The sequence below is a fragment of the Bradyrhizobium sp. TM102 genome (assembly GCF_009176685.1).
In the GTDB taxonomy this organism is placed as follows: Bacteria; Pseudomonadota; Alphaproteobacteria; order Rhizobiales; family Xanthobacteraceae; genus Bradyrhizobium; species Bradyrhizobium ottawaense.
This window is the reverse complement of record NZ_AP021855.1, coordinates 964,826-990,643: the sequence shown is the minus strand read 5'-3', so window position 1 is coordinate 990,643 and position 25,818 is coordinate 964,826. Positions and strand designations below refer to the sequence as shown.

Annotated in this window: 20 protein-coding genes; 6 read left to right on the top strand and 14 right to left on the bottom strand. The window is 64.6% G+C overall.

Going from position 1 to position 25,818, the window contains the following annotated elements:
* Nucleotides 1–8 precede the first annotated feature (8 nt).
* Nucleotides 9–1,565, top strand: coding sequence for an MDR family MFS transporter (locus tag GDN70_RS04635; RefSeq protein ID WP_152102206.1), 1,557 nt, complete (start codon nt 9–11; stop codon nt 1,563–1,565).
* 189 nt (nt 1,566–1,754) lie between these two features.
* Here the strand turns inward: GDN70_RS04635 and GDN70_RS04630 are convergent, their stop codons facing one another.
* From GDN70_RS04630 to pcaF, 6 genes are all read right to left on the bottom strand, one after another.
* A complete protein-coding gene (locus GDN70_RS04630; RefSeq protein ID WP_152102205.1) occupies nt 1,755–2,846 on the bottom strand; it encodes a phosphotransferase in 1,092 nt (363 codons plus the stop codon).
* 48 nt (nt 2,847–2,894) lie between these two features.
* The gene (locus GDN70_RS04625) at nt 2,895–4,583 is read right to left on the bottom strand and encodes a methyl-accepting chemotaxis protein (protein ID WP_028139624.1); all 1,689 of its coding nucleotides are present in this window, start codon (nt 4,581–4,583) and stop codon (nt 2,895–2,897) included.
* Nucleotides 4,584–4,834: 251 nt separating this feature from the next.
* Entirely contained in the window at nt 4,835–5,437 is a 603-nt protein-coding gene (gene pcaG, locus GDN70_RS04620; RefSeq protein WP_028139623.1) for a protocatechuate 3,4-dioxygenase subunit alpha, read from the bottom strand.
* Nucleotides 5,438–6,139, bottom strand: coding sequence for a protocatechuate 3,4-dioxygenase subunit beta (pcaH, locus tag GDN70_RS04615; RefSeq protein WP_028139622.1), 702 nt, complete (start codon nt 6,137–6,139; stop codon nt 5,438–5,440).
* 94 nt (nt 6,140–6,233) lie between these two features.
* Nucleotides 6,234–7,127 carry a dioxygenase gene (locus GDN70_RS04610; protein WP_152102204.1) on the bottom strand — a complete coding sequence of 298 codons (894 nt, stop codon included), beginning with the start codon at nt 7,125–7,127 and terminating at the stop codon, nt 6,234–6,236.
* Nucleotides 7,128–7,264: 137 nt separating this feature from the next.
* Complete coding sequence (gene pcaF / locus GDN70_RS04605) at nt 7,265–8,473, bottom strand: 3-oxoadipyl-CoA thiolase (RefSeq protein ID WP_152102203.1); 1,209 nt, start codon at nt 8,471–8,473, stop codon at nt 7,265–7,267.
* 360 nt (nt 8,474–8,833) lie between these two features.
* Between pcaF and mutS the strand changes: the two genes are divergently transcribed.
* Nucleotides 8,834–11,572 carry a DNA mismatch repair protein MutS gene (gene mutS, locus GDN70_RS04600; RefSeq protein ID WP_152102202.1) on the top strand — a complete coding sequence of 913 codons (2,739 nt, stop codon included), beginning with the start codon at nt 8,834–8,836 and terminating at the stop codon, nt 11,570–11,572.
* 113 nt (nt 11,573–11,685) lie between these two features.
* Here the strand turns inward: mutS and GDN70_RS04595 are convergent, their stop codons facing one another.
* The 6 genes from GDN70_RS04595 to GDN70_RS04570 all read right to left on the bottom strand — a co-directional run bounded on the left by GDN70_RS04595 (nt 11,686) and on the right by GDN70_RS04570 (nt 18,125).
* The gene (locus tag GDN70_RS04595) at nt 11,686–13,362 is read right to left on the bottom strand and encodes a PAS domain-containing methyl-accepting chemotaxis protein (RefSeq protein WP_028139618.1); all 1,677 of its coding nucleotides are present in this window, start codon (nt 13,360–13,362) and stop codon (nt 11,686–11,688) included.
* A 378-nt stretch (nt 13,363–13,740) separates the two neighbouring features.
* Nucleotides 13,741–14,550: a hypothetical protein gene (locus GDN70_RS04590; protein WP_028139617.1), complete on the bottom strand. Its 810-nt coding sequence runs from the start codon at nt 14,548–14,550 to the stop codon at nt 13,741–13,743.
* 168 nt (nt 14,551–14,718) lie between these two features.
* The gene (locus GDN70_RS04585; RefSeq protein WP_028139616.1) at nt 14,719–15,228 is read right to left on the bottom strand and encodes an OsmC family protein; all 510 of its coding nucleotides are present in this window, start codon (nt 15,226–15,228) and stop codon (nt 14,719–14,721) included.
* A gap of 54 nt (nt 15,229–15,282) precedes the next feature.
* On the bottom strand, nt 15,283–16,068 hold the full coding sequence (locus GDN70_RS04580; protein ID WP_028139615.1) for an ABC transporter ATP-binding protein: 786 nt from the start codon (nt 16,066–16,068) through the stop codon (nt 15,283–15,285).
* Between the two features lie 4 nt (nt 16,069–16,072).
* The gene (locus tag GDN70_RS04575) at nt 16,073–16,918 is read right to left on the bottom strand and encodes an ABC transporter permease (protein ID WP_028139614.1); all 846 of its coding nucleotides are present in this window, start codon (nt 16,916–16,918) and stop codon (nt 16,073–16,075) included.
* 235 nt (nt 16,919–17,153) lie between these two features.
* Entirely contained in the window at nt 17,154–18,125 is a 972-nt protein-coding gene (locus tag GDN70_RS04570; protein WP_028139613.1) for an aliphatic sulfonate ABC transporter substrate-binding protein, read from the bottom strand.
* Nucleotides 18,126–18,313: 188 nt separating this feature from the next.
* Here GDN70_RS04570 and GDN70_RS04565 point away from each other — a divergent pair, with 188 nt between their 5' ends.
* Nucleotides 18,314–21,103, top strand: a complete 2,790-nt coding sequence (locus tag GDN70_RS04565) for a [protein-PII] uridylyltransferase (RefSeq protein ID WP_028139612.1) — start codon at nt 18,314–18,316, stop codon at nt 21,101–21,103.
* 136 nt (nt 21,104–21,239) lie between these two features.
* Here GDN70_RS04565 and GDN70_RS04560 read toward each other — a convergent pair whose 3' ends face one another.
* Nucleotides 21,240–21,770 (bottom strand): methylated-DNA--[protein]-cysteine S-methyltransferase, encoded by a 531-nt coding sequence (locus GDN70_RS04560; protein ID WP_028139611.1) that lies wholly within the window; start codon nt 21,768–21,770, stop codon nt 21,240–21,242.
* 38 nt (nt 21,771–21,808) lie between these two features.
* Here GDN70_RS04560 and GDN70_RS04555 point away from each other — a divergent pair, with 38 nt between their 5' ends.
* The 3 genes from GDN70_RS04555 to GDN70_RS04545 all read left to right on the top strand — a co-directional run bounded on the left by GDN70_RS04555 (nt 21,809) and on the right by GDN70_RS04545 (nt 25,033).
* Nucleotides 21,809–22,222, top strand: coding sequence for a DUF1304 domain-containing protein (locus tag GDN70_RS04555; protein ID WP_049801932.1), 414 nt, complete (start codon nt 21,809–21,811; stop codon nt 22,220–22,222).
* A gap of 162 nt (nt 22,223–22,384) precedes the next feature.
* Nucleotides 22,385–23,626 (top strand): ABC transporter substrate-binding protein, encoded by a 1,242-nt coding sequence (locus GDN70_RS04550; protein WP_152102201.1) that lies wholly within the window; start codon nt 22,385–22,387, stop codon nt 23,624–23,626.
* A gap of 186 nt (nt 23,627–23,812) precedes the next feature.
* The gene (locus GDN70_RS04545) at nt 23,813–25,033 is read left to right on the top strand and encodes an ABC transporter substrate-binding protein (RefSeq protein ID WP_028139608.1); all 1,221 of its coding nucleotides are present in this window, start codon (nt 23,813–23,815) and stop codon (nt 25,031–25,033) included.
* A 212-nt stretch (nt 25,034–25,245) separates the two neighbouring features.
* Here the strand turns inward: GDN70_RS04545 and GDN70_RS04540 are convergent, their stop codons facing one another.
* Nucleotides 25,246–25,671: a DUF1330 domain-containing protein gene (locus GDN70_RS04540; RefSeq protein WP_028139607.1), complete on the bottom strand. Its 426-nt coding sequence runs from the start codon at nt 25,669–25,671 to the stop codon at nt 25,246–25,248.
* Nucleotides 25,672–25,818: the final 147 nt, after the last annotated feature.

Sequence of the window (25,818 nt, the reverse complement as noted above, 5' to 3'; positions counted from 1 at the left end):
CTGATCCGATGTCCGGTCCCAATGCCAGCCTGATGGTCCCCGGCCTGCGCCGGAACATGGTGACGATCTGCGCCATGACCGCGACCATCATGCAGGCGCTGGACACCACCATCGCCAACGTCGCCCTGCCCTACATGCAGGGCACGCTGTCGGCCTCGCAGGACCAGATCAACTGGGTGCTGACCTCCTACATCGTCGCCGCTGCGATCATGACGGCGCCGGTCGGCTGGATCGCCAACCGCTTCGGCCGCAAGCGCATCTTCATCATCTGCTCGGCCGGCTTCACCATGGCCTCGGTGCTGTGCGGCCTCGCCCAGGACATCAACCAGATGGTGCTGTTCCGCCTGCTGCAAGGTGTGTTCGGCGCCGCCCTGGTGCCGCTGTCGCAATCGGTGATGCTCGACTATTACACGCTCCAGGAACGCGCCAAGGCGATGTCGATCTGGGGCATGGGCGTGATGATGGGTCCGATCATGGGTCCATCACTCGGCGCCTGGCTGACCGAGACTTATTCCTGGCACTGGGTGTTCTTCGTCAACCTGCCGTTCGGCTTCATCACCGTGCTCGGGCTGATCGTCTTCATGGACGAGACGGACAAGAATCTCAGCCTCAGATTCGACTGGTTCGGCTTCGCCGCGCTGGCGGTCGCGATCGGCTCGCTTCAGCTCGCGCTCGACCGCGGCGAGCAGCTGGGCTGGCTGGAATCCAATGAGATCCTCGCGGAGTTCATCGTTTCGGCCGTCGCCTTCTATTTCTTCCTCGCGCACTCCTTCACGACCTCAACGCCGTTCATCCGGTTCGCGCTGTTTCGGGATCGCAACTTCGTCACCGGTTGCGTGTTCATGATCGTGATGGGGCTCGTGCTGTTCTCGACCATGGCGCTGGCTTCACCCTATATGCAGAACGTGATCGGCTATCCCATCATCACCGCCGGCCTCTTGCTGGCGAGCCGCGGCTTCGGCACCTTCTTCGCGATGATGCTGGTCGGCCGCATGATGCGCTATTTCGAGGCGCGCACGCTGATCATCGCCGGCCTGACGCTGACCGCGGGCTCGCTGTTCCAGATGACCGGCTGGACCGATTTGACCCAGGTGCCGGAGATCGTCACCGTCAGCGTCGTCCAGGGCTTCGGCTTCGGCCTCGTCTTCGTGCCGCTCTCGACCGTGGCGTTCCTGACGCTGTCGAACGATCTGCGCACTGACGGCACCGCGATGCTGACCCTGATGCGCAACGTCGCGAGCTCGGTCGGCATTTCCGTCGTCATCGCCCAATTGACGCAGGGGACGCGGCGGACCTATGCGATCCTGTCCGAGCACATCAACCCGTTCAACCACGCGCTCCAGATGCCCAGCGTCAGCGGCATGATCAACCTGTCCACCGACGCCGGCCGCGCCATGGCCGACAGGATGGTCGGCGTGCAGGCGCAGATCATCGCCTTCGCCTACGACTATCAGCTGGTGATGTTCTTCATCCTCTGCACCATCCCGCTCGCCTTGCTGATCGGCTCGACCAAGGCCACGCTGCGCAAGCAGGCGGCGGGACCGGAACATGCGGTGATGGAGTAGGACGCGGTCGATCACCAATCTCCACTGTCATCCCGGACAAGCGCAGCGAAGCGGAGCGCAGATCCGGGATCCATAATCACAGGGAGTAGTTTGGCGAAGACTCTGAATTACCAGTCTCGCGCCAAACTACTCCCTGTGATTATGGGTCCCTGCGTTCGCGGGGACGACACTGAATATGCGGCGCGACCCCTACAACAACTCCTCGCAGCCCAGATCATCCACGGCCGCAAATATCCGCTCCAGATTGTTCCACCAGATCAGCGGCGGAAGGTTGATGCTCCATTGCCAGACCGGCTTGGTGATGTGCCAGAGCACCGATCGGCGATAGTCCTGGTCAAGTGCGCCGCGCGTGTAGCCGCTGACGCCGTGCGAGATCAGGGTCTCATGATAACAGTTGAGCAGCAGGCGCTCGAGCGTCTGCCTGCGCTCCGGATACCATTGCGTCGCCATCATGTAGGCGAGATCGTGGGTCGGCACGTTGATGCGCCACTGGTCGAAGTCGAAAATGCGCACGGTGTCGGCGATGTCCGCGCGCGGCAGGAGGAAATTCCAAGTATGGGCATCGCCGTGGGCAATAGAGAGATGTCGATGGGAATGATAGCGCTCAAGCAAACGATCCGACTGCTCAATGAACCGTCGATAGAGGATGCGTCGTTCTTCGCTCAGGCGGTCGCCGAGAAGATCGGCAAAACGATCATAGTGGCCAGCAAAGGTCTCCATCAACCTTGACGTATCATCGGCGCTCATCCAACTGCCGACGGTGTCGCCGAGACTTGGGTGGTCCCACCATGCCGCGTGCCAGCTCGCGAGCGTCGTGACGATCGCCAGCGCCTGTTCGCGAGACGGCGGCAGGGGCCACTGGGCCGCGACATCATGGCTATCGGTGAGATCCTCGAGCAGCAGATGCCAACTGACATTTTCCTCATCGAACTGTCCGTCAAAGCAACGCGGCACCAGCCCCGGCGGCATATTCGGTGCAAGTTTCGCATAGAAGGCCACTTCGTGCCGGCCACCATGCGCGAGCGTCTTGGCAAAATCGGCATGCGGCGTCTTCAGGATCAGTGTCTGCGGCGCGCCGCCGGATTCGCCGACATAGCGCAGGCCGAGACGCACGATATGTGACACGACGGTGTCACGCTGATGCAGCACCTTCACCTCGCGGACCGCGCCGGCGTCGAGCACGCCGCCCCTGCGCAGTGCCGCCGTCAGTCGGGCGGGCTCAACGACATCAGGCAGTTGTGGAGGTGTCATGAAATTCACGATGCCCCTGTCCCGCGCCATACTGCACGATCATGACCCCACGCACCAGCCGCCGGTCCGATGCCGCGCTCAAGCCGCCTCGGTCGAGTCGCGCACGGTCCGCACCACGACCGACCGGAGCTGTTCGAGATTGGCCGCCATGCCGGCGATCGCCTGCCTGACCTCGGCGGCGCGCTCGTTCACGGAAGCGGCGTCGCGGCTGACATTGCCGATCTTGGCCGAGACCTCCTTGGCCGCGGAAGCCGATTCGGAAATCGACCGCGTGATCTCCCGCGTCGCGGCGTCCTGCTCCTCCATCGCGGCGGCAACCGAGGTCGCCACGCCGTCGATCTCGACGATGTGGCCCCCCATGGTCTCGACGGCATCGACCGCGGCCTGCGTCGAGGCCTGAATCTCGGTGATTAGCCGCGTGATCTCCTCGGTGGATTTGGCGGTCTGGTCGGACAGGGACTTCACTTCGGCGGCGACCACGGCGAAGCCGCGGCCGGCCTCGCCCGCACGGGCGGCCTCGATCGTGGCGTTGAGCGCCAGAAGGTTGGTCTGGCCGGCGATGCCGCCGATGAGGTCGGAGACCTCGGCGATCTTCTTCACCGATCCGGCCAGTGCCTGGATGGTCGAACGCGCCTGCTCGCGGCCGGCGACAGCCGATTTTGTGACGGTGCTGGTCCGCACGACCTGGCTTGCGATCTCGCGGATCGAGGCGCTGAGCTCTTCGGCCGCGGCCGAGACGGCCTGCGAGCTGCCGAGGGCCTGGGTGGAGGCCGCCGCGACCGCCTGCGACTGTGCGGAGAGCGACTTCGCGATCTCCGACAGGCTGGACGCCGCCCGCTCGACGCCTTGCGTCGCTGCGCCGGCGGTGTCGACCGATCGGCCGGTCTCGCGCTCGACGGTCTCGGCCATCTGGTGCAGGGCGGAGCGCTTGGCGAGCGCCGCCTCCTGCTCCTGCCGCAACTGCTCCTCGCGCAGGCGGGAATTCTCGACCGCCGCCTGCTTGAACACCACAAGCGCCCCCGCCATCGAGCCGACCTCGTCCTTTCGGTCAGCGAAAGGAATGTCGGCGGCGAGATCGCCGGTCGCAAGCTTCTGCATCGTATCAGTCATGCGCACGATCGGGCGCACCACGCCGAGGGCGACGCCGAGCAGGCCCGCAGCAACGAAAGCCAGGACAGCGGCGGAGACGCCGAGGAGGATATAAAGCATCGAGCTGTCGCGGTCCGCCGCCAGCTTTTCCATGGCGGCATTCTGCTTGTTGGCGTTCTCGACGATGCTGTCGATCACGGCGCGATGCGCGGTGTAGGCGTCCTTCAGCTGCGCATAGATGCGCTCGGACGCAGCGGCGTCCTTGGCCTTGAGGGCCGGCAGGAGCTGGTCGGACGCCTTCCAGAACTTCTGCACCTCGGCGTCGGACTTGGACACCAGCGCCGTTTTCAGGTCGGCCGAGAGGCTGGAGGTGACCCAGAACGCCTTGCGCTCGTCGTAGTCCTTGCGGAGCTGGACCAGACGTTCGCCGTGGGCCGCCAGCTGGTCCGGCTCGCGCATGGCCAGCGTCGCCTCGAGATAGGCCTCGATGACATATTCCGGCGGCGGCAGAATGTCCGCGATGAGGTCGTTGCCGAGCTTGATGTCGGAGTAGAGCGGACCGCCGACCTTGAGCTCTTTCAAGGCATAGAGGCTGGTCGAAACCACGGCGGCAAAACCGATGGCGAGAACGATGCCGAACGCAATGATCGCAGAGGACAAGGACAGACGAAATTTCATGAAACAATCCGGGGCGGCGTCGAAACTGCAGCCACCCTAGACGAATACGGTAAATACGGGATTGCTTCGCGCCGAAATTGTATCGCGCGAACTCCGCATAACTACGGGAATTTGCCGTCAAGCCATCGGTATTTGAGTCAGCGAGGCTGACGCACACACGTGCGAATCGTTTCGGCCGGAGGCAACCTCGGCTTCGATGCGCCAGATGAGACGTGCGTGCCGAGGATCAAGCCTCCCCGGCACGCATTGCCTCACACGTCGAAGAACACTGTCTCGTTGTCGCCCTGGAGCCGCAGGTCGAGCCGGTAGACGGGCTTGCCGGCTTCGCGCACCGCAGTCAGCGTGGGGCGGCGCTCGGTGGGCACCAGCGCCAGCACAAGGTCGGCGGCGTTGCCGGCCTCGTCGCTGAAATAGATCCGGGTGTAGAGATGCCGCAGCATGCCGCGGCCGAACACCGCAAGGAGGATGTGCGGCGCCTGTGGCTTGCCATCGGGATCAGGCACCGTGCCCGGCTTGATGGTCTCGAACGCGTAATAGCCGTCCTTGTCGGTGCCGCAACGGGCAAAGCCGCGGAAGCTCGCATTCGGCAGCGCACGCTTGTCCTGCGGGTCGGCAAAGCGACCCTGCGCGTCCGCCTGCCAGATCTCCAGCATGCAATCTGGCACGGCAACGCCGTCACCGTCGAACACACGCCCCTCGATGCGGATGCGCTCGCCGGTGACGTCTGGCGTGAGTGTCGAGTTGGTGAACGCGTCGTTCCAGGCGTATTCGCCGTTCGGCGTCAGGCCGTATTTGAAGAACGGGCCGACCGTCTGCGATGGGGTGATCCCGTCGGGCGTCACAGAATCCTGCACTTAGTGATTCTCCATGGGGGTGGCGTTCTTGCCGCGCAGCACGACGTCAAAGCGGTAGCACAGCGCCCATTCGGGCTGGGTGTTCTCGAGATCGAACGAGGAGACCATCCGCGCCCGCGCCTTCTCGTCCGGCACCGAGTTGAAGATCGGATCGAACGGGAACAGCGGATCGTTCGGAAAATACATCTGCGTCACGAGGCGCGTGACGAAGGAATGGCCGAACACCGACAGATGGATATGCGCGGGACGCCAGGCATTGTGGTGATTGCCCCAGGGATAGGCGCCCGGCTTGATGCTGACGAAGCGGTAGTAGCCGGCAGCATCGCTCACGGTGCGGCCGGCCCCCGTGAAATTCGGATCGAGCGGCGCCGGATGCTGGTCGCGGACATGGACGTAACGGCCGCACGAATTGGCCTGCCAGATCTCGACCAGCGAGTTCGGCACGCCGCGACCGTCCTCGTCGCGCACATGGCCGTGCACGATGATGCGCTCGCCGATCGGCTCGCCCTTGTGCTGGGTGGTGAGGTCGTTGTCGCCTTTGCGGACGGTCTCGTGGCCGTAGACCGGGCCTGTCAGCTCCGACAACGTATGGCGCATCGGAATCAAGGGCTTGTTCGGCGCACGCTTGATCGAGCTCTTGTAGTCGGGCGACAGCGGCAGCGGATGCGCCTTGTTGCTGTCAGTGGGATAGATGAATGTCATGGACGAACTCCTCCCCGGCCATTGTGGTCCGGCCGGACAACGCTTCCGCCAATCATTATAGGATATAACTAATTGGGGGAAGCGGGTTTGAGCCCTATTTGATCGGCGGACGCGGCAGTACGGCTTCCCCGACTTCGAGCCGGTAGACATGGTCGAGCGAATACCAGGGCGTCGCAACCTCGCGTTCGGTCGGATGTGGCGCGTCATGGCGTAGGAACTTGCCGATCAGCGCCTGCGTCACGCCGAATTGCACGTCGCTGTCGATATGGGGATCGTTGGGATCGTAGACCTGCGAGATCAGGACCTTGAAGCCCGGCTTGAGGATCAGGGCATGCAGATGCGCGGGGCGATAGGGATGGCGGCTCTGCGCCTCCAGCAGGCGGCCGACCACGCCGCCCGTCGGAATGGGATAGCCGACCATCATCACCGAACGGAAGGAGAAGCGCCCGTCCTGGTCGGTCGTGAACTTGCCACGCAGGTTCATGTCGGCCTGATCGGGGTCCTGGTTCTCGTAGAGGCCGACCGGGGAGGCGTGCCAGACATCGACCTCGGCGCCAGCGATCGGACGACCGTCCTTGTCCACGACGCGGCCGTTCACGAATAGCGGCGCACCCGGGGTCTCGGAGCGGACGATCGATCCGCCATTCTCGACCCGCGGCGAGTTCAACCGCCAGAACGGCCCGAGCAGCGACTGATCGGTTTCGGTATTTCCCTGGTCGCCATTGTTGAGCAGGCACACCAGCGGGGAGACGCCGAGCGAGCCCGCCATCAGGACCACTTCGTTGTGCGTGTCGGTGGTCAGCTTGCCGAGCTCGGCGATGACAGCGGTGGCATCGCGAAACTCCTTCTCGGTCAGGCGGACGTCGCGCACGAAGCCGTGCAAATGCTTGACCAGGGAGATCATGATCTGACGGAGCCGCGGATCCGATGTCCGCTCCATCACCGCCAGGGCCGCGGCCGTGACGTCCTGCTCGCGCTCGATGATCATGGGACGGTCCTTGAAGCGACCCGCGTAACGCCAACACTGTCATTCCGGGATGGTCCGAAGGACCAGGCCCGGAATCTCGAGATCCCGGGTTCAGCCCTTTCGGGCTGCCCCGGGATGACGGTCCACTGCGTGGACCGTCAGTTCAGCTTCTCGATCGCGATCGCGACGCCCTGGCCGACGCCGACGCACATGGTGGCGAGCGCGAGTTTGCCGCCGCGCTTCTCCATGCCGTGGACGGCGGTGAGCGCGAGGCGCGCGCCGCTCATGCCGAGGGGATGGCCGAGCGCGATGGCGCCGCCATGCGGATTGACGAAATCCGCATCGTCAGCGACGCCGAGCTGGCGCATGCAGGCAATGCCCTGCGAGGCGAAGGCCTCGTTGAGCTCGATCAGGTCGAAATCGCTGATCTTCTTGCCGAGCCGCTCCATCAGCTTGCGGGTCGCGGGCACGGGACCGATGCCCATGATGCGCGGCGGCACGCCGGCCGAGGCGAGGCCGAGGATGCGCGCACGGGGCGTCAGGCCGTGCTTCTTCACCGCGGCTTCGGATGCCAGGATCATGGCCGCGGCGCCGTCATTGACGCCGGAGGCGTTGCCGGCGGTGACCGTGCCGGGATTGCGCACGATCGGCTTCAGTTTTGCCAAACCTTCCAGCGTGGTCTCGGGACGCGGATGCTCGTCCTTGTCGACGGTTACAGGACCCGCCTTGCCGCCGGGAATGGTGATCGGAATGATTTCTTCCGCAAAATAGCCCGCCGCGATCGCCTTGCCGGCGCGCTGCTGCGAGCGGATGGCGAAGGCGTCCTGGTCGGCGCGCGAGACCTGGAATTCCTCGGCGACGTTCTCGCCGGTCTCCGGCATGGCGTCGACGCCATACTGAGCCTTGAGCAACGGATTGATGAAACGCCAGCCGATCGTGGTGTCGAAGATTTCGGCCGAACGCGAGAAGGCCTCCTGCGCCTTGCCCATCACGAACGGCGCACGCGTCATGGATTCGACGCCGCCGGCAATGGCGAGCTCGATCTCGCCGGAGCGGATGGCGCGGCCGGCCGCACCGACCGCATCCAGGCCGGAGGCACAGAGCCGGTTGAGCGTCTGGCCGGGAACCGAATCCGGCAGGCCTGCGAGCAGGAGCGCCATGCGGGCGACGTTGCGGTTGTCCTCGCCGGCCTGGTTGGCACAGCCGAAGAAGACTTCGTCCACCTGCGCCCAGTCGAGATTGGGGTGCTTGGCCATCAGCGCCTTGATCGGGGCAGCGGCCAGATCGTCGGCGCGCACCTTGGCGAGCGAGCCGCCGAAACGGCCGATCGGGGTCCGCACGGCATCGCAGATAAAGACGTCACGCATCGCTGTTCTCCCTGAATGCCGCGGTTCGGCCAGAATTCTTCAATGACGCCGGAGTTTTAGGAGGGCGCCCGCAGCAGGTCAATTGACGGTTTCGCGGGTGGCGCATTCGACCGATGACCATGAAACTCAGTCGTCATTCCGGGGCGCGACGAAGTCGCGAGCTATGGTGCGCATTGCGCACCTGAGAATCCATAACCACGAGCCGGGGTTATGGATTCCGGGCCTGCACCTGACGGCGCATCCCGGAATGACGACCGGAATGTGGCGCCCATATCCCGCCATGCGGACAGCGTGGAAAACCCGCCCTTCCAAGCCAAACCAATAGGACGCTCAGGCGAAATTTTGTAGGTTGCGCCGCCCATGACAGTACAACAGCCGATACCTGTGCCGCCCCCCGACGAAGCGCCCACCTCGCCAGCGGAAGCCATCGCGCGCGTGACGCCGATGATGGAACAGTACCTGGAGATCAAGGCGGCGCATCAGGGCCTACTGCTGTTCTACAGGATGGGTGACTTCTACGAGCTGTTCTTCGAGGACGCCGAGATCGCCTCCAGGACGCTCGGCATCGTGCTGACGAAGCGCGGCAAGCATCAGGGCGCCGACATCCCGATGTGCGGCGTGCCGGTCGAGCGCTCCGAGGACTATCTGCACCGCCTGATCTCGGCCGGGCACCGCGTCGCGGTCTGCGAGCAGACCGAGGATCCCGCTGCCGCGAAGGCGCGTGGCAACAAGAGTGTGGTCCGCCGCGGCGTGGTGCGGCTGGTCACGCCGGGCACGCTGACCGAAGACACGCTGCTCGATGCCCGCGCCAACAATTATCTGCTCGCGATCGCGCGCGCCCGCTCCTCTGCCGGCGGCGACCGCTTCGGCCTCGCCTGGATCGACATCTCGACCGCCGAGTTCACCGTGATGGAATGCTCGGGCGGCGAGCTCGCCGCAACGCTGGCGCGCATCAACCCGAACGAGGCCATCGTCACCGACGCGCTCTATAACGACAACCAGCTCGGACAGACCTTGCGCGAGCTGCCGGCCGTGACACCCCTGACGCGCGACGTCTTCGACGGCGCCACCGCCGAGAAGCGGCTGTGCGATTACTTTACCGTCGCGACCATGGACGGGCTGGCGCAGCTCACACGGCTGGAGGCTACCGCAGCAGCAGCAGCCGTCACCTATGTCGACCGCACCCAGGTCGGCAAGCATCCGCCGCTGTCGCCGCCCGCGCGCGAAGCCTCGGGCGCAACGATGGCGATCGACCCGGCCACGCGCGCCAATCTGGAACTGACGCGAACGCTCGCCGGCGAACGCCGCGGCTCGCTGCTCGATGCGATCGACTGCACGGTGACCTCGGCGGGCTCGCGCCTGCTTGCCCAACGCCTGGCCGCGCCGCTGACGGACGCTCCCGCGATCGCGCGCCGGCTCGATGCGGTGAGCACCTTTGTCGCCGATTCAGCTGCGCGCGAAGACATCCGCAGCATCCTGCGCGGTGCGCCCGACATGTCGCGCGCACTGGCGCGTCTGTCGGTCGGACGCGGCGGCCCACGCGACCTCGCAGGCATCCGCGACGGCATCGTCGCCGCCGACCAGGTGCTGGCGCGGCTTGGCGAACTCGATCAGCCGCCGCAGGAGATCGCGGCGGTGATGGCGGCCTTGCAGCGACCGTCGCGCGAGCTCGCATCCGAATTCGCCAGCGCGCTCGACGAGCAGCTGCCGCTGATCAAGCGCGACGGCGGCTTCGTTCGACAGGGCTATGAGCCCGCGCTCGACGAAGCCCGAAACCTGCGCGATGCCTCGCGTCTCGTCGTCGCCTCGATGCAGGCGCGCTACGCCGACACGACGTCCGTGAAAGGCCTCAAGATCCGGCACAACAACGTGCTCGGCTATTTCGTCGAGGTCACCGCGCAGCACGGCGACAAACTGATGTCGGCGCCGCTGAACGCCACCTTCATCCATCGCCAGACGCTGGCGGGCCAAGTGCGCTTCACCACTTCGGAACTCGGCGAGATCGAAGCCAAGATCGCCAATGCCGGCGACCGCGCCCTCGGGCTCGAGCTCGAGATCTTCGAGCGGCTGTCAGCCAAGGCCATGGCGATCAGCGACGATCTGCGCGCCGCCGCCCACGCCTTCGCCTTGCTCGACGTCGCGACCTCGCTGGCAAAACTCGCGGTCGACGACAATTATGTGCGACCGGATGTGGACGACTCGCTCGGCTTTGCGATCGAGGCCGGCCGCCATCCCGTGGTGGAGCAGGCCCTGAAGCGCAATGGCGAGCCGTTCATCGCCAATGCCTGCGACCTCTCACCAAGCCCGGCGCAAAAGTCCGGTCAGCTCTGGCTGCTCACGGGCCCCAACATGGCCGGTAAATCGACCTTCCTGCGCCAGAACGCGCTGATTGCCCTTCTTGCCCAGATCGGCAGCTTCGTGCCGGCCACGCGGGCGCGGATCGGCATCATCGACCGGCTGTTCTCGCGCGTCGGCGCCGCCGACGATCTCGCCCGCGGCCGCTCCACCTTCATGGTGGAGATGGTCGAGACCGCGGCGATTCTGAACCAGGCCGGCGAGCGCTCGCTCGTGATCCTCGACGAGATCGGCCGCGGCACCGCGACCTTCGACGGTCTCTCGATCGCCTGGGCCGCGATCGAGCATCTGCACGAAAGCAATCGCTGCCGCACGCTATTCGCCACGCATTATCACGAACTGACCGCGCTCTCGGCCAAGCTGCCGCGGATGTTCAACGCCACGGTGCGGGTGAAGGAGTGGCAGGGCAATGTCGTATTCCTGCACGAGGTGCTGCCGGGCTCGGCCGACCGCTCCTACGGCATTCAGGTGGCCAAGCTCGCCGGCCTGCCGCCGGCCGTGATCACGCGCGCGAAGTCGGTGCTCTCCAAGCTGGAGGCGCAGGACCGCGGCCAGACCGCGCGCGCGCTGGTGGACGACCTGCCGCTATTCGCCGTGCCCTCGCGCGCGGCCGCCGAAGCCGCTCCGCCGAGCGAGGCGGACCTCTTGATGGAAGCCGTGAAGGCGCTGCATCCGGACGAGATGTCGCCACGCGAGGCGCTGGATGCGCTATATGCCTTGAAGGCCAAGCTGCCGAAGCAGTGAAGGTGCAGTAGGGTGGGTTAGCCGAAGGCGTAACCCATCACGTCCGTCACCGCAGAAACTAAAGAGGTGGGTTACGCTGCGCTAACCCACCCTACGCTTCCGTGCGCTGAGCGCTACGCCCGCGCCGCGATCGCCGCGGCTTCCGCGGCCGCGCGCTGCATGCTGGTCGACATCTCGTTCGTCACCGTGCTCTGCTCCTCGACGGCAGCGGCGGTCGATGTCACGTATTCGCTGACATTGTTGATCGCCTGCTTGATCGAGCCGAGCGCGCTGACCACGTCGCCGGAGATGCCGTTGAGGCTGCCGATCTCCTGGCCGATCTTGTCGGTGGCCTGCTTGGCCTGATTGGCGAGGCTCTTCACTTCGGAGGCGACCACCGCAAAGCCGCGGCCGGCTTCGCCGGCCCGGGCCGATTCGATCGTGGCGTTCAGCGCCAAGAGGTTGATCTGGCCGGTGATGCTGTTGATCATCTCGACGATGCCGCTCATCGACTGCGCCGCCTCGGTGAGGCGCTGGGCCTGCGCGTCGGCTGAGGCGACCTGCTCCACCGCGCTCATCGCGGTCTCGCGGGACTTGGTCATCGCCTCGGAGATCTCCCGCACCGACGCGTTCAGTTCCTCCGAACCGGCGGCGACCGATTCCATCATGCCGCGGACGCGCTCGTTGCCCATGCGGACCAGCACCTGCCGCGTGGTGTCGGTGGCATATTTCACGACCTTGAACGGCTTGCCGTTGAGGTCGAGGATCGGGTTGTAGGAGGCCTGGATGTAAACCGCCTTGCCGCCCTTGCCGATGCGCTTGTATTCGGCCGCCTGGTACTGACCGCGGTTGAGCGCGGCCCAGAACTCGCGATAGGCGGCGCCGTCGCGCTCCGTGGGCTCGACGAACATGCTGTGGTGCTTGCCCTTGATCTCGGCCATCGAGTAGCCGAGCGCGCTGAGGAAGTTGGCGTTGGCGGCGATGATCGTGCCGTCCATGTTGAATTCGATCACGGCCTGGGCCTTGTCGATCGCCGATATCTGACCGGCAAGATCGGCGTTCTTCAGCTTGTCCGCGGTGATGTCGGTCGCGAACTTGACGACACCGTACGGCTTGCCGGTCTCGTCGAGCAGCGGATTGTAGGAAGCGAGAATCCAGACCTCGCGGCCACCCTTGCCGATACGCTTGAACTCCCCGGCCTGGTAGTCGCCGCGGTTGAGTGCGGCCCAGAACTCGCGATAGGCCGTGCCGTTGCGGTCGGCCTCGGCCACGAACAGGCTATGATGCTTGCCCTCGATCTCGGCCAACGAATAGCCGAGCGTCTTGCAGAAATTCTCGTTGGCGGTGACGATGGTGCCGTCGAGCTTAAATTCGATGACGGCCTGGGCACGGCTGATGGCGGCGATCTTCGACGCATCCGTCATGCTCCGCATCTTCTTCGCGGTGATGTCGGTCGCGATCTTGGCGACCATCACCGCCTTACCATTGCCGTCGAGCACCGGATTGTAGGCTGCTTCGATCCAGACTTCGCGGCCGCCCTTCGCGATCCGCTTGAACTCGCGGGCCTGACACTCGCCACGGTTCAACGCAGCCCAGAACGCCTTGTACTCGGCGCTGTCGCGCTGGTCGGCCGGCAAGAACATGGAATGATGCTTGCCCTGGATCTCGTCAAGCCGATAGCCGAGGGCGTTGAGAAAGTTCTTGTTGGCCGTGAGAATCGTGCCATCCAGATTGAATTCGATCATGGCCTGGGAGCGGCCGATCGCATCGAGCCGTGCTTGTGCGTCAATCTGGGACTTGCGACCGAACATCAAAGAATCTCCATCTCGAAATTACGTAGACAGCTCGTAGGGGAAGTGACCGTCGCGGCGAAACAGCCGTACTCAAATAACAATTCCCGCGAGTCCCTGCACTCGGATGCAGCTCGGACGAGTTCGCGCCGATGACAGCGGAGCGGGTATGCAGGATCATTCCTACGGTAAAAGCTCGAACAAAGTTCTAATAGAAGTGTCGGAAACCAGCAGGACCGGGAACGATCCGGCGGGCGTCGAGAGAAGCCATCCGCGGCCCTGCGACTTGAAATGACGTTTCTCATTCAATGGCTTGGGAAGATGCTGCGCTGCCAATCGGCATGAGACGCAGTCTCCGACACGTTCTTTCGCGACACGGCGTCGCGCGTGTCCGTAGTCTCACGGCCCTTGCCGCGCGTTGTGCATCGCGCGTCGGCCGATTCCCCACAGCGTCAGATTCCAGGCGACGCAGGTGCCGAGCGCGAGACACAGACCGACGGCCGAGCCGAACGACACCACTGCAACGTGCAGGACGGCGATTGCGGTGCCGAATCCGAGCAGGCCCCAGGCGGAGTTGGCGAGCACGGCGGCGGTTGGCGCGCCGCCGATGCGCGGATGCAGGATCACCATGATGCTGGAGAACACCACGGGATACAGCGCGATGATGCCGCTGATGCGGGGGCCCACCCAGCCCGAGGTCGAGACCACGATGGCGACCAGGGTCGCGACCAGTGCAGCCCGCATCGGCACGTCGTACCAGCGCCGCGTGACCAGCGGCATCTTCACATGGCGATAGCCCGCCAGCAGCGGAATGCAGATGCCGAAGGCGATCAGATTGGCGGCGAGCCCGGCGGTGAGCGACCAGTCGAACTGGCGGATGATCGAGGCAAGCACGATCCAGACGGCAACCGCACTTCCACAACTCGCCGCAAGACCATGCCGCTGCGCCAGCACGACATAAATGAGGCACATGAAGATCGTCGCAGCATTGATCGGAAGGCTCGCCAGCGAGCCCTGCGCGATGAAGGCGGCATCGTGGTCGAGCGCGAGGAAGACGTAGGAGGGACCGGCCGAGATCGGCAGGGTCGCGACCAGCGCACCGATCACCGGACCCGCGCGCTCGGTGATGATCGAGGCCGTCACGACGAACGCCGCCGCGATCGCCATGCGCAGGAGAAGAAAGAGGAGGAAGTGGAGATCGGGGGACATTCTGTCTGTCATTCCGGGGCGCGCGAAGCGCGAGCCCGGAATCCATAGCCACAGGCCGTACTGGTTTGAGAGCTGGAGCAACGACCGTGCGAAATCACGACGGCCTGGGGTTATGGGTTCCCGCCTCCGCGGGAACGACACCATCCGTGGAGTAGCGGCTTTCGCCCCTCACATCCGCTGCATCGACACCGAAACCTTCGGGCCGTTCTTGATGGTCTGGTAGACCACGCAATAGCGCTCGGTCAGCTTGAGCAGGAGATCTAGCTTGTCCTGCGGCGCCGATGTGTCGACCTCGAAGCGCAGACGGATCTCGGCGAAGCCGACCGGGGTCTCCTTGTCGACGCCGAGCGTGCCGCGGAAATCGAGATCGCCCTCGGCATAGACGTTGCCGGTCTTGAGCGGCACCTCGATCGCAGTCGCGACCGACTTCAACGTGACCCCGGCACAGGCGACGAGCGCCTCAAGCAACATGTCCCCGGAGCAGAGCTCGAGGCCGGAACCGCCGGTCGCCGGATGCAGGCCCGCAAGCGCGATGGCGCGGCCGGTCTCGACCTTGCAGGCGATGCCTTCGCTGTCGGTGGAGCCCTTGGCCTTCAGCGTGATCAGCGCGGTCTTGGGATCGGTCTTGTAGCGCTCCTTGATCGGAGCCTGCATCTGGCGCAGCTCTGCAGCGTCCATTTTCGTTCTCTCCCGGAAAATTGCCCCTCGATGTACCGGTTCAGAGCGAAATTGTCACCACCACATGGCCTGACCGGGACCCTGGGTTGCGTCACGGTCGGGCACATTGCGGTCGAGCGAACGGTCGAGTGACGTCAGCACACTTCGCTTGAAATTCTCGAACAGCGGCGAATTGCGGTCGCGTGGGCGGCCGAGATTGATCTCGATCTGGTCGAACAACCGGCCCGGCCGCGGCCGCATCACCAGCACGCGGTCGGCCAGCACCACGGCCTCGTCGACGTCGTGTGTGACGAGGATGAGCGTCGGCCGCGTGTCCGCCCAGAGGTCGAGCAGATGATCCTGGAGATCCCTGCGGGTGAAGGCATCGAGCGCGGAGAACGGCTCGTCCAGCAACAGCACCTCCGGCTGCGGCACCAGCGCCCGTGCGATCGCAACCCGCTGCGCCTGTCCGCCGGAGAGCTCGCGCGGCCAGGCCTGCGCCTTTTCCGCCAGCCCGACGCGTTCGAGCGCACGCGCGACCTTCTCGCGCCGCTGCGCCGCGGACAAATCGGCAAGGCCGAAGCCGATATTGTCGGCGACGCTGAGCCAGGGCAGCAGCCGCGGCTCCTGGAAGATGATGCCGATCTTGGCATGCGGCGAGACGATCGCCTCATTGTCGAGCGTCACCGTGCCAGCGCTGGCGCGATCGAGGCCGGCGATGGCGCGCAGCAGCGTGGACTTGCCACATCCGGAGCCGCCGATGATGGCGATGATCTCGCCCAGCCTGATGTCGGCGGAGAAGCGCGAAAGCGCCTGTACGCCGTTGGGATAGGTCTTGCTGACCCGGTCGAGCGCCAGCATTGCCTCAAGCTCCCTTCGCGCGCCCGAAGGCATCCTGCCAGCGCAGGAAAGGTGCGGCCGCAACCTCGATCAGCCAATCGGTGAGCTTTCCCAGGATGGCGAAGATCACGATGGCGGCGAGGATCTGCGCGGGCTTGCCGAGCTGCTGGCCGTCGAGCAGGAGATAGCCGAGCCCTTCGGAGGCACCGATCAGCTCGGCCGCGACCACGAACATCCAGCCGAGGCCGAGACCGACGCGCAGGGAAACCACATAGGCCGGCAGCACCGCCGGCAGCAGGATGCGGCGGATCATGGCGAAGCCCGAGAGGCGAAAGGTCCGGCCGACCTCCACGATCTTGCGATCCACCGAGAGGATCGCGCCCATCACGCCGAGATAGACTGGAAAGAACACCCCGACCGCGATCAGCGCGACCTTCGAGGTCTCGAAGATACCGAGCCAGAGGATGAACAGCGGCACCCAGGCGAGCGACGGAATCGCGCGCAGCGCCTGCACGGTCGGATCGAGCAGCCGGCGCGCCAGCGACCAGTAGCCGGAGACGGCCCCCAGCAACGTGCCTGCGATCACACCGAAGGCGAAGCCGAGCCCGACGCGCCACAGCGTTGCGGTGATGTGGCGGACCAGCTCGCCGGAGCGGGCGAGCTCGGCGAGGGTGGCAAAAACGCGCGAAGGCGGCGGCACCAGCCGTCCGTTCGACCAGCCGAGCCACACCACGAGCTCCCAGCCGAGCGCAAGCGCGACCGGCAGCAGCAGCCCCAGCACCGGCCGTGCATAACGCGCGGCGCGCGAGGGCGCAGCAGCGCTCTCGGCCGGTTCCGAAGTCTGTTGCAAGGCTGGCGCGTCGGAGATCATGGCCGGTAGGAAGCGCGTCTTGTGTGGGATTGCAAGGGCGCGCGGCAATCTCGATTGTCGCCCCGGACAAGCGAAGCGCAGATCCGGGGTCCATAACCACAGGAAGGCATGGTTACGGGGACTCGGAGTGGCCGCCTGCGCGCGGCAGCCACGCCCCGTGGTTATGGGTCCCGGGCTCGCTTCGCGCCCCGGGACGACGGCGGGGTGTGGTGCGCGCTTGCCTCTTCCCTGCCGATCAGTTCGTCGGCAGCGAGACCTGGTCGTCGATCAGGGCGTCGAGCGTCGCCTTCACGTCGACCTTTGCATCGACGACGCCCGCCTGCTGCAAAGCGAGGCCGGCGGCGAGGATCGACTCGCGCTGGGCTGCGCCGATGCGGCTGTGGGTGAGCTCGGTGCGCTCCTTGAGCTGCTTGTCGACGACGGCCTCGGGGAGTTTTGTGACCGCGATGAAGGTCTTCTTCAGCTCGTCGTAATTGGCCAGCGAATATTTGCGCGCCTCCTCATACACCGCGAGGACGCGGCGGGCAGCGTCGGGATGGTCCTTCAAAAACTGCTCGCGCACATTGAGGATGCCCCAAGTGTTGGCGTCGGCCTTGCGGTAGAACAGCTTTGCGCCCTCCTCGACCTCGGCCTGCGCCATCATCGGATCGAGGCCGGCCCAGGCATCGACGTCGCCGCGGATCAGTGCGGTCTTGCCGTCGGCATGCTGGAGCAGCACCGGGGTGATGTCCTTTTCGGTGAGGCCCGCCCCTAACAGCGCGCGCACCAGGAAGATGTGCGGATCGGTGCCGCGCGTCACCGCGACGCGCTTGCCCTTGAGGTCTGCGACGCCGGCAATCTTGGAATCCTTTGATGTCACCAGCGCCGTCCACTCAGGGCGCGAATAGACATAGATCGACTTGATCGGGTTGCCGTTGATGCGGGCGACCAGCGCCGCCGAACCCGCGGTCGAGCCGAAATCGATCGAGCCGGCATTGAGGAATTCGAGCGCCTTGTTGGAGCCGGCCGACTGCACCCAGGTGACGGTGATGCCGTCCTTGGCGAACTCCTTCTCCAGGAGCCCCTTCTGCTTCAGAACCATCGACACCGGATTGTAAGTCGCCCAGTCGATGCGGATTTCCTTGAGCGGATCGGCCGCCTTGGCCGCGGGGGTCATTGCGAGCGCAACAGCTCCCGCCAGCAGAATGCGTCGTGTAATTCCGGTCATACCCAGCCTCCTCCAAAACTTCATTGTTTTTCAATGAGTTATATCTAGAGGTCAACGAGAAAATCCGCCCCTTGAAAGCGCGCCGGCCGAGAACAGATTTGCCCAAAGCCGGAGCTTTCCAGCATGGAACGACTATTGCCAGAGAATGGCGGGTGACAGCGCCTGTCACCTCTTATATCCGGTGAGACATGGACAGCGTCGCGACTGAGCACAAGGCCGAGGTGGACGATCGTTTCGACACTGCGCGGATCACCGCCGCGGTCGATGCGCTTGCCGAAAAGCACCAGGGGCGCGAGGACGCGTTCCGCACGGCCATGGCGCAATTGCTCAAGGCCGAGCTGATCGCGGCACGCGCCGCGGCACAGGAGATCCTCCTGAAGGACCGCCACGGGAGGCGCTGCGCCGAGCGGCTTTGTCACGTGCAGGACGAGATCATCCGCATCCTGTATTCGGCGGCGACCCGCCATCTCTACCGCTCGCCGATCCCGAGCGGCGCCGAGCGCATGGCGGTGGTCGCGACCGGCGGCTACGGCCGCGGCCTGATGGCGCCCGAATCCGACATCGATCTGTTGTTCATCCTGCCCTACAAGCAGACCGCCTGGGGCGAGCAGGTCGCCGAAGCCATTCTCTATTGCCTCTGGGACATGGGGCTGAAGGTCGGCCACGCCACGCGATCGGTGGACGAGTCGATCCGGCAGGCGCGCGGCGACATGACCATCCGCACCGCGATCCTGGAAACGCGCTTCCTCACCGGCGACAAGCCGCTCTATGAGGAGCTGGTCGAGCGCTTCGACAAGGAAGTCGTGCAGGGCACCGCGTCCGAATTCGTCACCGCCAAGCTCGCCGAGCGCGAGGAGCGCCATCGCCGCGGCGGTCAGTCGCGCTACCTGGTCGAGCCCAACGTCAAGGACGGCAAGGGCGCACTTCGCGACCTGCACACGCTGTTCTGGATCGCCAAATACGTCTACCGCGTCCGCGACACCGGCGAGCTGGTCGAGCGCGGCGTGTTCGATGCGCAGGAATACCGCAGCTTCCGCCGCTGCGCCGATTTCCTCTGGTCGGTGCGTTGCAATCTGCACTTCTACTCCGGCCGCGCCGAGGAGCGTCTCTCCTTCGACCTCCAGCGCGAGATCGCGGTGCGGCTCGGCTACACCTCGCATCCCGGCATGCAGGATGTCGAGCGCTTCATGAAGCACTACTTCCTGGTCGCCAAGGAAGTCGGCAACCTCACCGCCATCCTCTGCGCCAAGCTCGAGGACCAGCAGGCCAAGCCCGCGCCGGTCTTGAGCCGGATGATGGCGCGGCTGCGGCCGACCGCGGCGAAGCGGCGCGTCCCCGACAGCGACGACTTCATCGTCGACAACAACCGTATCAACGTCGCCGCGCCCGACGTGTTCAAGCACGATCCGGTCAATTTGATCCGGATTTTCCGTCTCGCGCAGAAGAACAACCTCGCCTTCCATCCGGATGCGATGCGCGACGTGACGCGGTCGCTCGGCCTGATCAACGCGCAGATGCGCGAGAATCCCGAGGCCAACCGGCTGTTCATGGAGATCCTGACCTCCGACAACGCCGAGATCGTGCTGCGGCGGATGAACGAGACCGGCGTGCTCGGCCAGTTCATCCGCGCCTTCGGCAAGATCGTCTCGATGATGCAGTTCAACATGTATCATCACTACACCGTCGACGAGCACCTGATCCGCTGCATCGGCTTCCTCCAGGACATCGAGCGCGGTGGCATCGAGGAGTTCACCCTCGCCAGCGACCTGATGCGCAAATCCCGGCCCGAGCACCGGTCGGTGATCTACATCGCAACACTGCTGCACGACGTCGCCAAGGGCCGGCCGGAGGACCACTCGATCGCCGGCGCCAAGGTAGCGCGGCGGCTGTGTCCGCGGTTAGGGTTCAGCCCGGCCGACACCGAACTCATCGCCTGGCTGATCGAGGAGCATCTGACGATGTCCACGGTCGCGCAGTCGCGCGACCTCTCCGACCGCAAGACCATCGAGAATTTCGCCGCCGTGGTGCAATCGGTCGAGCAGATGAAGCTGCTGACGATCCTGACCACCGCCGACATCCGCGGCGTCGGTCCCGGCGTGTGGAACGGCTGGAAGGCGCAGCTCTTGCGTTCACTGTATTACGAGACCGAGCCGGTGCTGACCGGCGGCTTCTCGGAAGTCGACCGAGGCAAGCGCCTCACCGCCGCCTACGCCGAATTCCGAAATGCCTTCGCCGAATGGCCGGCGGAGGAACTCGATGCCTATATCGGCCGGCACTATCCGGCCTACTGGCTCAAGGTCGAGCTGGCGCGCAAAATTCGCCACGCCCGCTTCGTCCGCTCCAGCGAACAGGCCGGCCACAAGCTCGCGATCAATGTCGGCTTCGACGAGGTGCGCGGCGTCACCGAGCTGACGATCTTCGCGGCCGACCATCCCTGGCTGCTGTCGATCATCGCCGGCGCCTGCGCTTCGGCCGGCGCCAACATTGTCGACGCCCAAATCTACACCACGACCGACGGCCGCGCGCTCGATACCATCTCGATCTCGCGGGAATACGACCGCGACGAGGACGAGGGACGGCGCGCCACCCGCATCGGCGAGATGATCGAGGATGTGCTGGAAGGCAAGCTGCGGCTGCCCGAAGTGGTGGCGCGGCGCACGGTGCGCAGCAAGGCGCGCCCCTTCGTGATCGAGCCGGAAGTCACCATCAACAACCAATGGTCCGACCGCTACACCGTGATCGAGGTGTCCGGCCTCGACCGGCCCGGCCTGCTCTACGAGCTGACCACCGCGATCTCGAAGCTCAACCTCAACATCGCCTCAGCCCATGTCGCGACCTTCGGCGAGCGCGCCCGCGACGTGTTCTACGTCACCGACCTCCTGGGCGCGCAGATCAGCGCGCCGACCCGGCAGGCCGCGATCAAGAGCGCGCTGACCCATGTGATGGCCGGCGACAAGGCGGTCCAGCCGGCGGCGTGAAGAGCGTTCGCGCACCTCCGTTCTCTTGTCATTCCGGGGCGCCGCGCAGCGGCGAGCCCGGAATCCATCGAGCCACCGGTGACGCGGAGAAATGGATTCCGGGCTCGCGCTTCGCGCGCCCCGGAATGACAGGTGACTAAACCTCCACCCCTTCATGCCGCAGCAGCCAGCGCTTGCGCGCGAGCCCGCCGCCATATTTCACCAGCGAACCATCCGCGCCGATCAAGCGGTGGCAGGGCAGCACCACACTGATCGGATTGGAGCCGTTGGCATGACCGACGGCACGAATGGCTTTTGGCAAATCAATCTTTGCGGCGAGTGCGCCGTAGCTCATCGTGGTGCCGGCGGGGATGTGAGCCAGCGCGTTCCAGACCTTCTGCTGGAACGGCGTGCCGGCGATACGCCATGCGATGGCCGAGAGCTGACTGAGATCGCCTTCGAAGTAACCGGACAGCGCCGTCCGCATGGATGCAGGCGCAGGCCGATCACTGAGATCGACTGCACCGTAGTGCAAGCGTAAGAGCTCGCGCATGCGATGCTCATAGTCTTCCCAGTCCAGTGCGCGTAGCGCACCCTCGGCATCGGTGACGAGCAAGGCAATCCCGATCGGCGTCGTCAGGCGATCGAGGCCGAAGCTTGCAGACGGTTTGGTTGATCGCCCGGGCATGGTGGCACCATTGCATCGAAACATGCATCGCGTTTGACATGCCGGCCGTGCTATCGTCCACCCGAAAGCTGACGCTGGGGGAGCTCAACTTGATCCTGATCGCCAATGTCCTGGTGGCGCTGGTCGCCACACTGCACGTCTTCTTCCTGATCCTGGAGATGTTCCTCTGGGACAAGCCGCAGGGCTTGAAGGTGTTTCGCAACACGCCGGAGAAGGCCGAGATCACGAAGGTGCTGGCCGCCAATCAGGGCCTCTATAACGGCTTCCTCGCCGCCGGCCTGATCTGGGGTCTCGTCCACGGCAACTCGGCCTTCGCATTCCAGATCAAGGCGTTCTTCCTGCTTTGCGTGATCGTGGCCGGCGCCTATGGCGCTGCGACCGTCAGCACCCGCATCCTGATGGTGCAGGCCCTTCCGGCGGCGGTCGCGCTGGTTGCGTTGTTCCTGGCCTGAGACGCCTGACCCGGGACTCCCTGGCCTGAGACGCTACGGCGCAGCGCTGCGATCCTTGCGCGGCGGCGAAGCTTCCTCCACAATCTTCGGCAGCGATGGCGACCGTTGCAATCAACGGGAAAAGACCATCGGCCGAAAATTCCGTCAGGAGGAACAACCAATATGACCAATCGCAGAGCTTTCTTAGCTGCCACGACAGCGCTCGCCTTCGCGTTCTGCGCGAACCAGGCCTTCGTAAGCCAAGCCTTCGCCCAGAAGAAATACGACACGGGGGCGACCGACACCGAGATCAAGATCGGCCAGACCGTGCCGTTCTCCGGCGCCTACTCGGTCTACGCCAATATCGGCAAGACCCAGGCCGCCTACTTCAAGATGATCAACGATCAGGGCGGCATCAACGGCCGCAAGATCAATCTGATCCAGTATGACGACGCCTATTCGCCGCCGAAGACGGTGGAGCAGGTGCGCAAGCTCGTTGAGGGCGACGAGGTGCTGTTCACCTTCCAGCTCATCGGCACCGCCGCCAACGCCGCCGTGCAAAAATATCTCAACGGCAAGAAGGTGCCGCAGTTGCTGGCCTCGACCGGCGCGGCCCGCTTCAACGATCCCCAGAACTATCCCTGGACCATCGCCTACAATCCCAACTACGTGTCCGAGGGACGCATCTACGCCAAATACATTCTCAAGGAGCATCCGAACGCCAAGATCGGCGTGCTCTACCAGAACGACGACATGGGCCGCGACTATCTTGCGGGCCTCAAGAGCGGCCTCGGCGACAGGGCCGCCAGCATGATCGTCGGCGAGGTCTCCTACGAGGTCACCGACCCGACCGTCGATTCCCAGGTGGTCAAGCTGAAGTCGATGGGCGTCGACGTGTTCTTCGATGCCTCGACGCCGAAATTCGCGGCACAGGCGATCAAGAAGCTCGCCGACCTCGGCTGGACGCCGGTGCACATCCTCGACATCAATGCGAGCCCGATCTCGGCGACGCTGAAGCCGGCTGGCCTCGACATCTCCAAGGGCATCATCTCGACCCAGTACGGCAAGGAGCCCAGCGATCCCCAGTGGAAGGACGATCCCGGCGTGAAGGCCTTCTTCGCCTTCATGGACAAGTATTTCCCGGAAGGCGACAAGCTCAACACCGTCAACACCTACGCCTATTCGGTGGCGGAGCTGCTGGTGCAGGTCCTGAAGCAATGCGGCGACGATCTGACGCGTGAGAACATCATGAAGCAGGTCGCCAACATCAAGGACTTCACGCCGAGCTTCGCGCTGCCCGGCATCAAGATCAACACCGGACCGAACGACTTCCGCGTCAACAAGCAGATGCAGATGATGAAGTTCAACGGCGAACGCTGGGAACTGTTCGGACCGATCATCGAGGACACGGGACCGTCGGGCTAGTCCCGATCTCGTAGGGTGGGTTACGCCCAGCGGACTGCGCTTCGCGCAGTCCGCAAGGCTATCCCACCCTACGAACGCCCACCTTGCGTCGCAACAATCGTTCCTCCACACTTGCCCTCAGCGATGGCATCGGACGCGTCCTGCGGCCGGCAGATCATCGGCAAAAACAAACTGAGGGAATTGCGAATGAGGAATGGAAAGCTGCATCTGGCCACGGCGCTTGCTCTGGCGCTGTCGATTTCAGCGGCCAATGCCCAGAAGAAATATGATCCGGGCGCCAGCGACACCGAGATCAAGGTCGGACAGACCATGCCGTTCTCGGGGCCGGCGTCGGCCTATTCGTCGATCGGCAAGACGCAGGCCGCCTATTTCAAGATGATCAACGACCAGGGCGGCGTGAACGGCCGCAAGATCAATTTGATCCAGTATGACGACGCCTATTCGCCACCGAAAGCCGTGGAGCAGATCCGCAAGCTGGTCGAGAGCGACGAGGTGTTGCTGACCTTCCAGATCATCGGCACGCCCGTGAACGCGGCCGTGCAGAAATATCTCAACGCCAAGAAGGTGCCGCAGCTGTTCGCGGCGACCGGGGCCTCGAGGTTCACTGATCCCAAGAACTTTCCGTGGACCATGGGCTTCAATCCCAATTACTTCGTCGAGGGCCGCATCTACGGCCAGTACATTCTGAAGGAGCATCCGAACGCCAAGGTGGGCGTGCTCTATCAGAACGACGACCTCGGCAAGGACTATCTGAACGGCATCAAGGCCGGCCTCGGTGACAAGGCCGCCAAGATGATCGTGACGGAAGCCTCCTACGAGGTGTCCGATCCCACCGTCGATTCGCAGGTCCTCAAGATCAAGGATGCCGGCGCCGACCTGTTCTTCAGTGCGACGACGCCGAAGCAGGCCGCGCAGGCCATCAAGAAGATCGCCGAAATGGGCTGGCATCCGGTCCAGATCGTCGACATCAACGCCACCTCGGTCGGCGCGGTGCTGAAACCCGCAGGCCTTGACGCCGCCAAGGGCCTGATCAGCGTCAACTACGGTAAGGAACCGCTCGATCCGACCTGGAAGGATGACCCCGGCATGAAGAAGTATTTCGACTTCATGGCGAAGTACTATCCGGATGGCGACAAGGATTCGAACTTCAACACCTACGGCTACAGCACCGCGCAGCTGCTGGTGCACGTGCTGCAGCAGTGCGGCGACAACCTGACGCGCGAGAACGTCATGAAGCAGGCGGCGTCACTGAAGGACGTCGCCAGCGACACTGCGCTGCCCGGCATCAAGGCCAACACGTCGCCTACCGACTACCGCGTCAACAAGCAGCTTCAGATGATGAAGTTCAACGGCGAGCGCTGGGAGCTGTTCGGCCCGATCCTGGAGGACGCGGGCCCGGCGGGTTAGGCGAAGAGTTCTGAAATGCAATCGGCGGCCTGCGGGCCGCCGATCTTTTGGAGCGATCCCCGTCACCCCTTAGGAGGTGGCCGCTTCTTCAGCGGCCCTCGATGGGCGACGGCCCGCTGGTGGCCGCACATCCTTCGAGGCTCCCGGCGCGATGCTTTGCATCGCGCCACTCGCACCTCAGGATGACGGACGGAGATCACCGATTTGGCGGCCTACTCCGGTATCTCTCCAAAATTCTTCCCGATCCGCAGCACGGCGTGCCGGATCAGCCGTGAGTCCTCGACGGCGGCCTGACGGTGCTTCACAGCCTCGCGGTAGACGGGATCGCGGATCATCTCGACGAAGGCTCCGACATCAGGATATTCGGCGATGAAGCAATGGTCCCAGCGCTCCTCCTGCGGACCGATCAGCATCAGCTCGAACTTGCCCTGCCAGATGATGCGGCCGCCGAGGCGTTCGAACACCGGGCCGCTCTCGCGGCCATAGGCCGCGTAGGCTTCGGCGCCGCTCGCCTTGCGGCCGTCCGGGTAGGCCGCCTCCTTGCGCAGGCGCACCAGGTTGAGCATGTGGATCGGACCCGGGCGGTCATTGTCCCGGAATTGCGCGAAGATCTCCTTGGTCGGATCGATATGGCCCATTTGGGTTTCCTCTGCGTGTTTCCTCGTGTTTTATGCCGGCGATCCTAGCTCCGTCATCCAATCAGCGGAACTGCGGCGGGGGAATGCCGCACCTCCTAATCGGGCGTTAAGGTCTGGGTAACCGGGCCTTAAACAGCGACCGCTAGC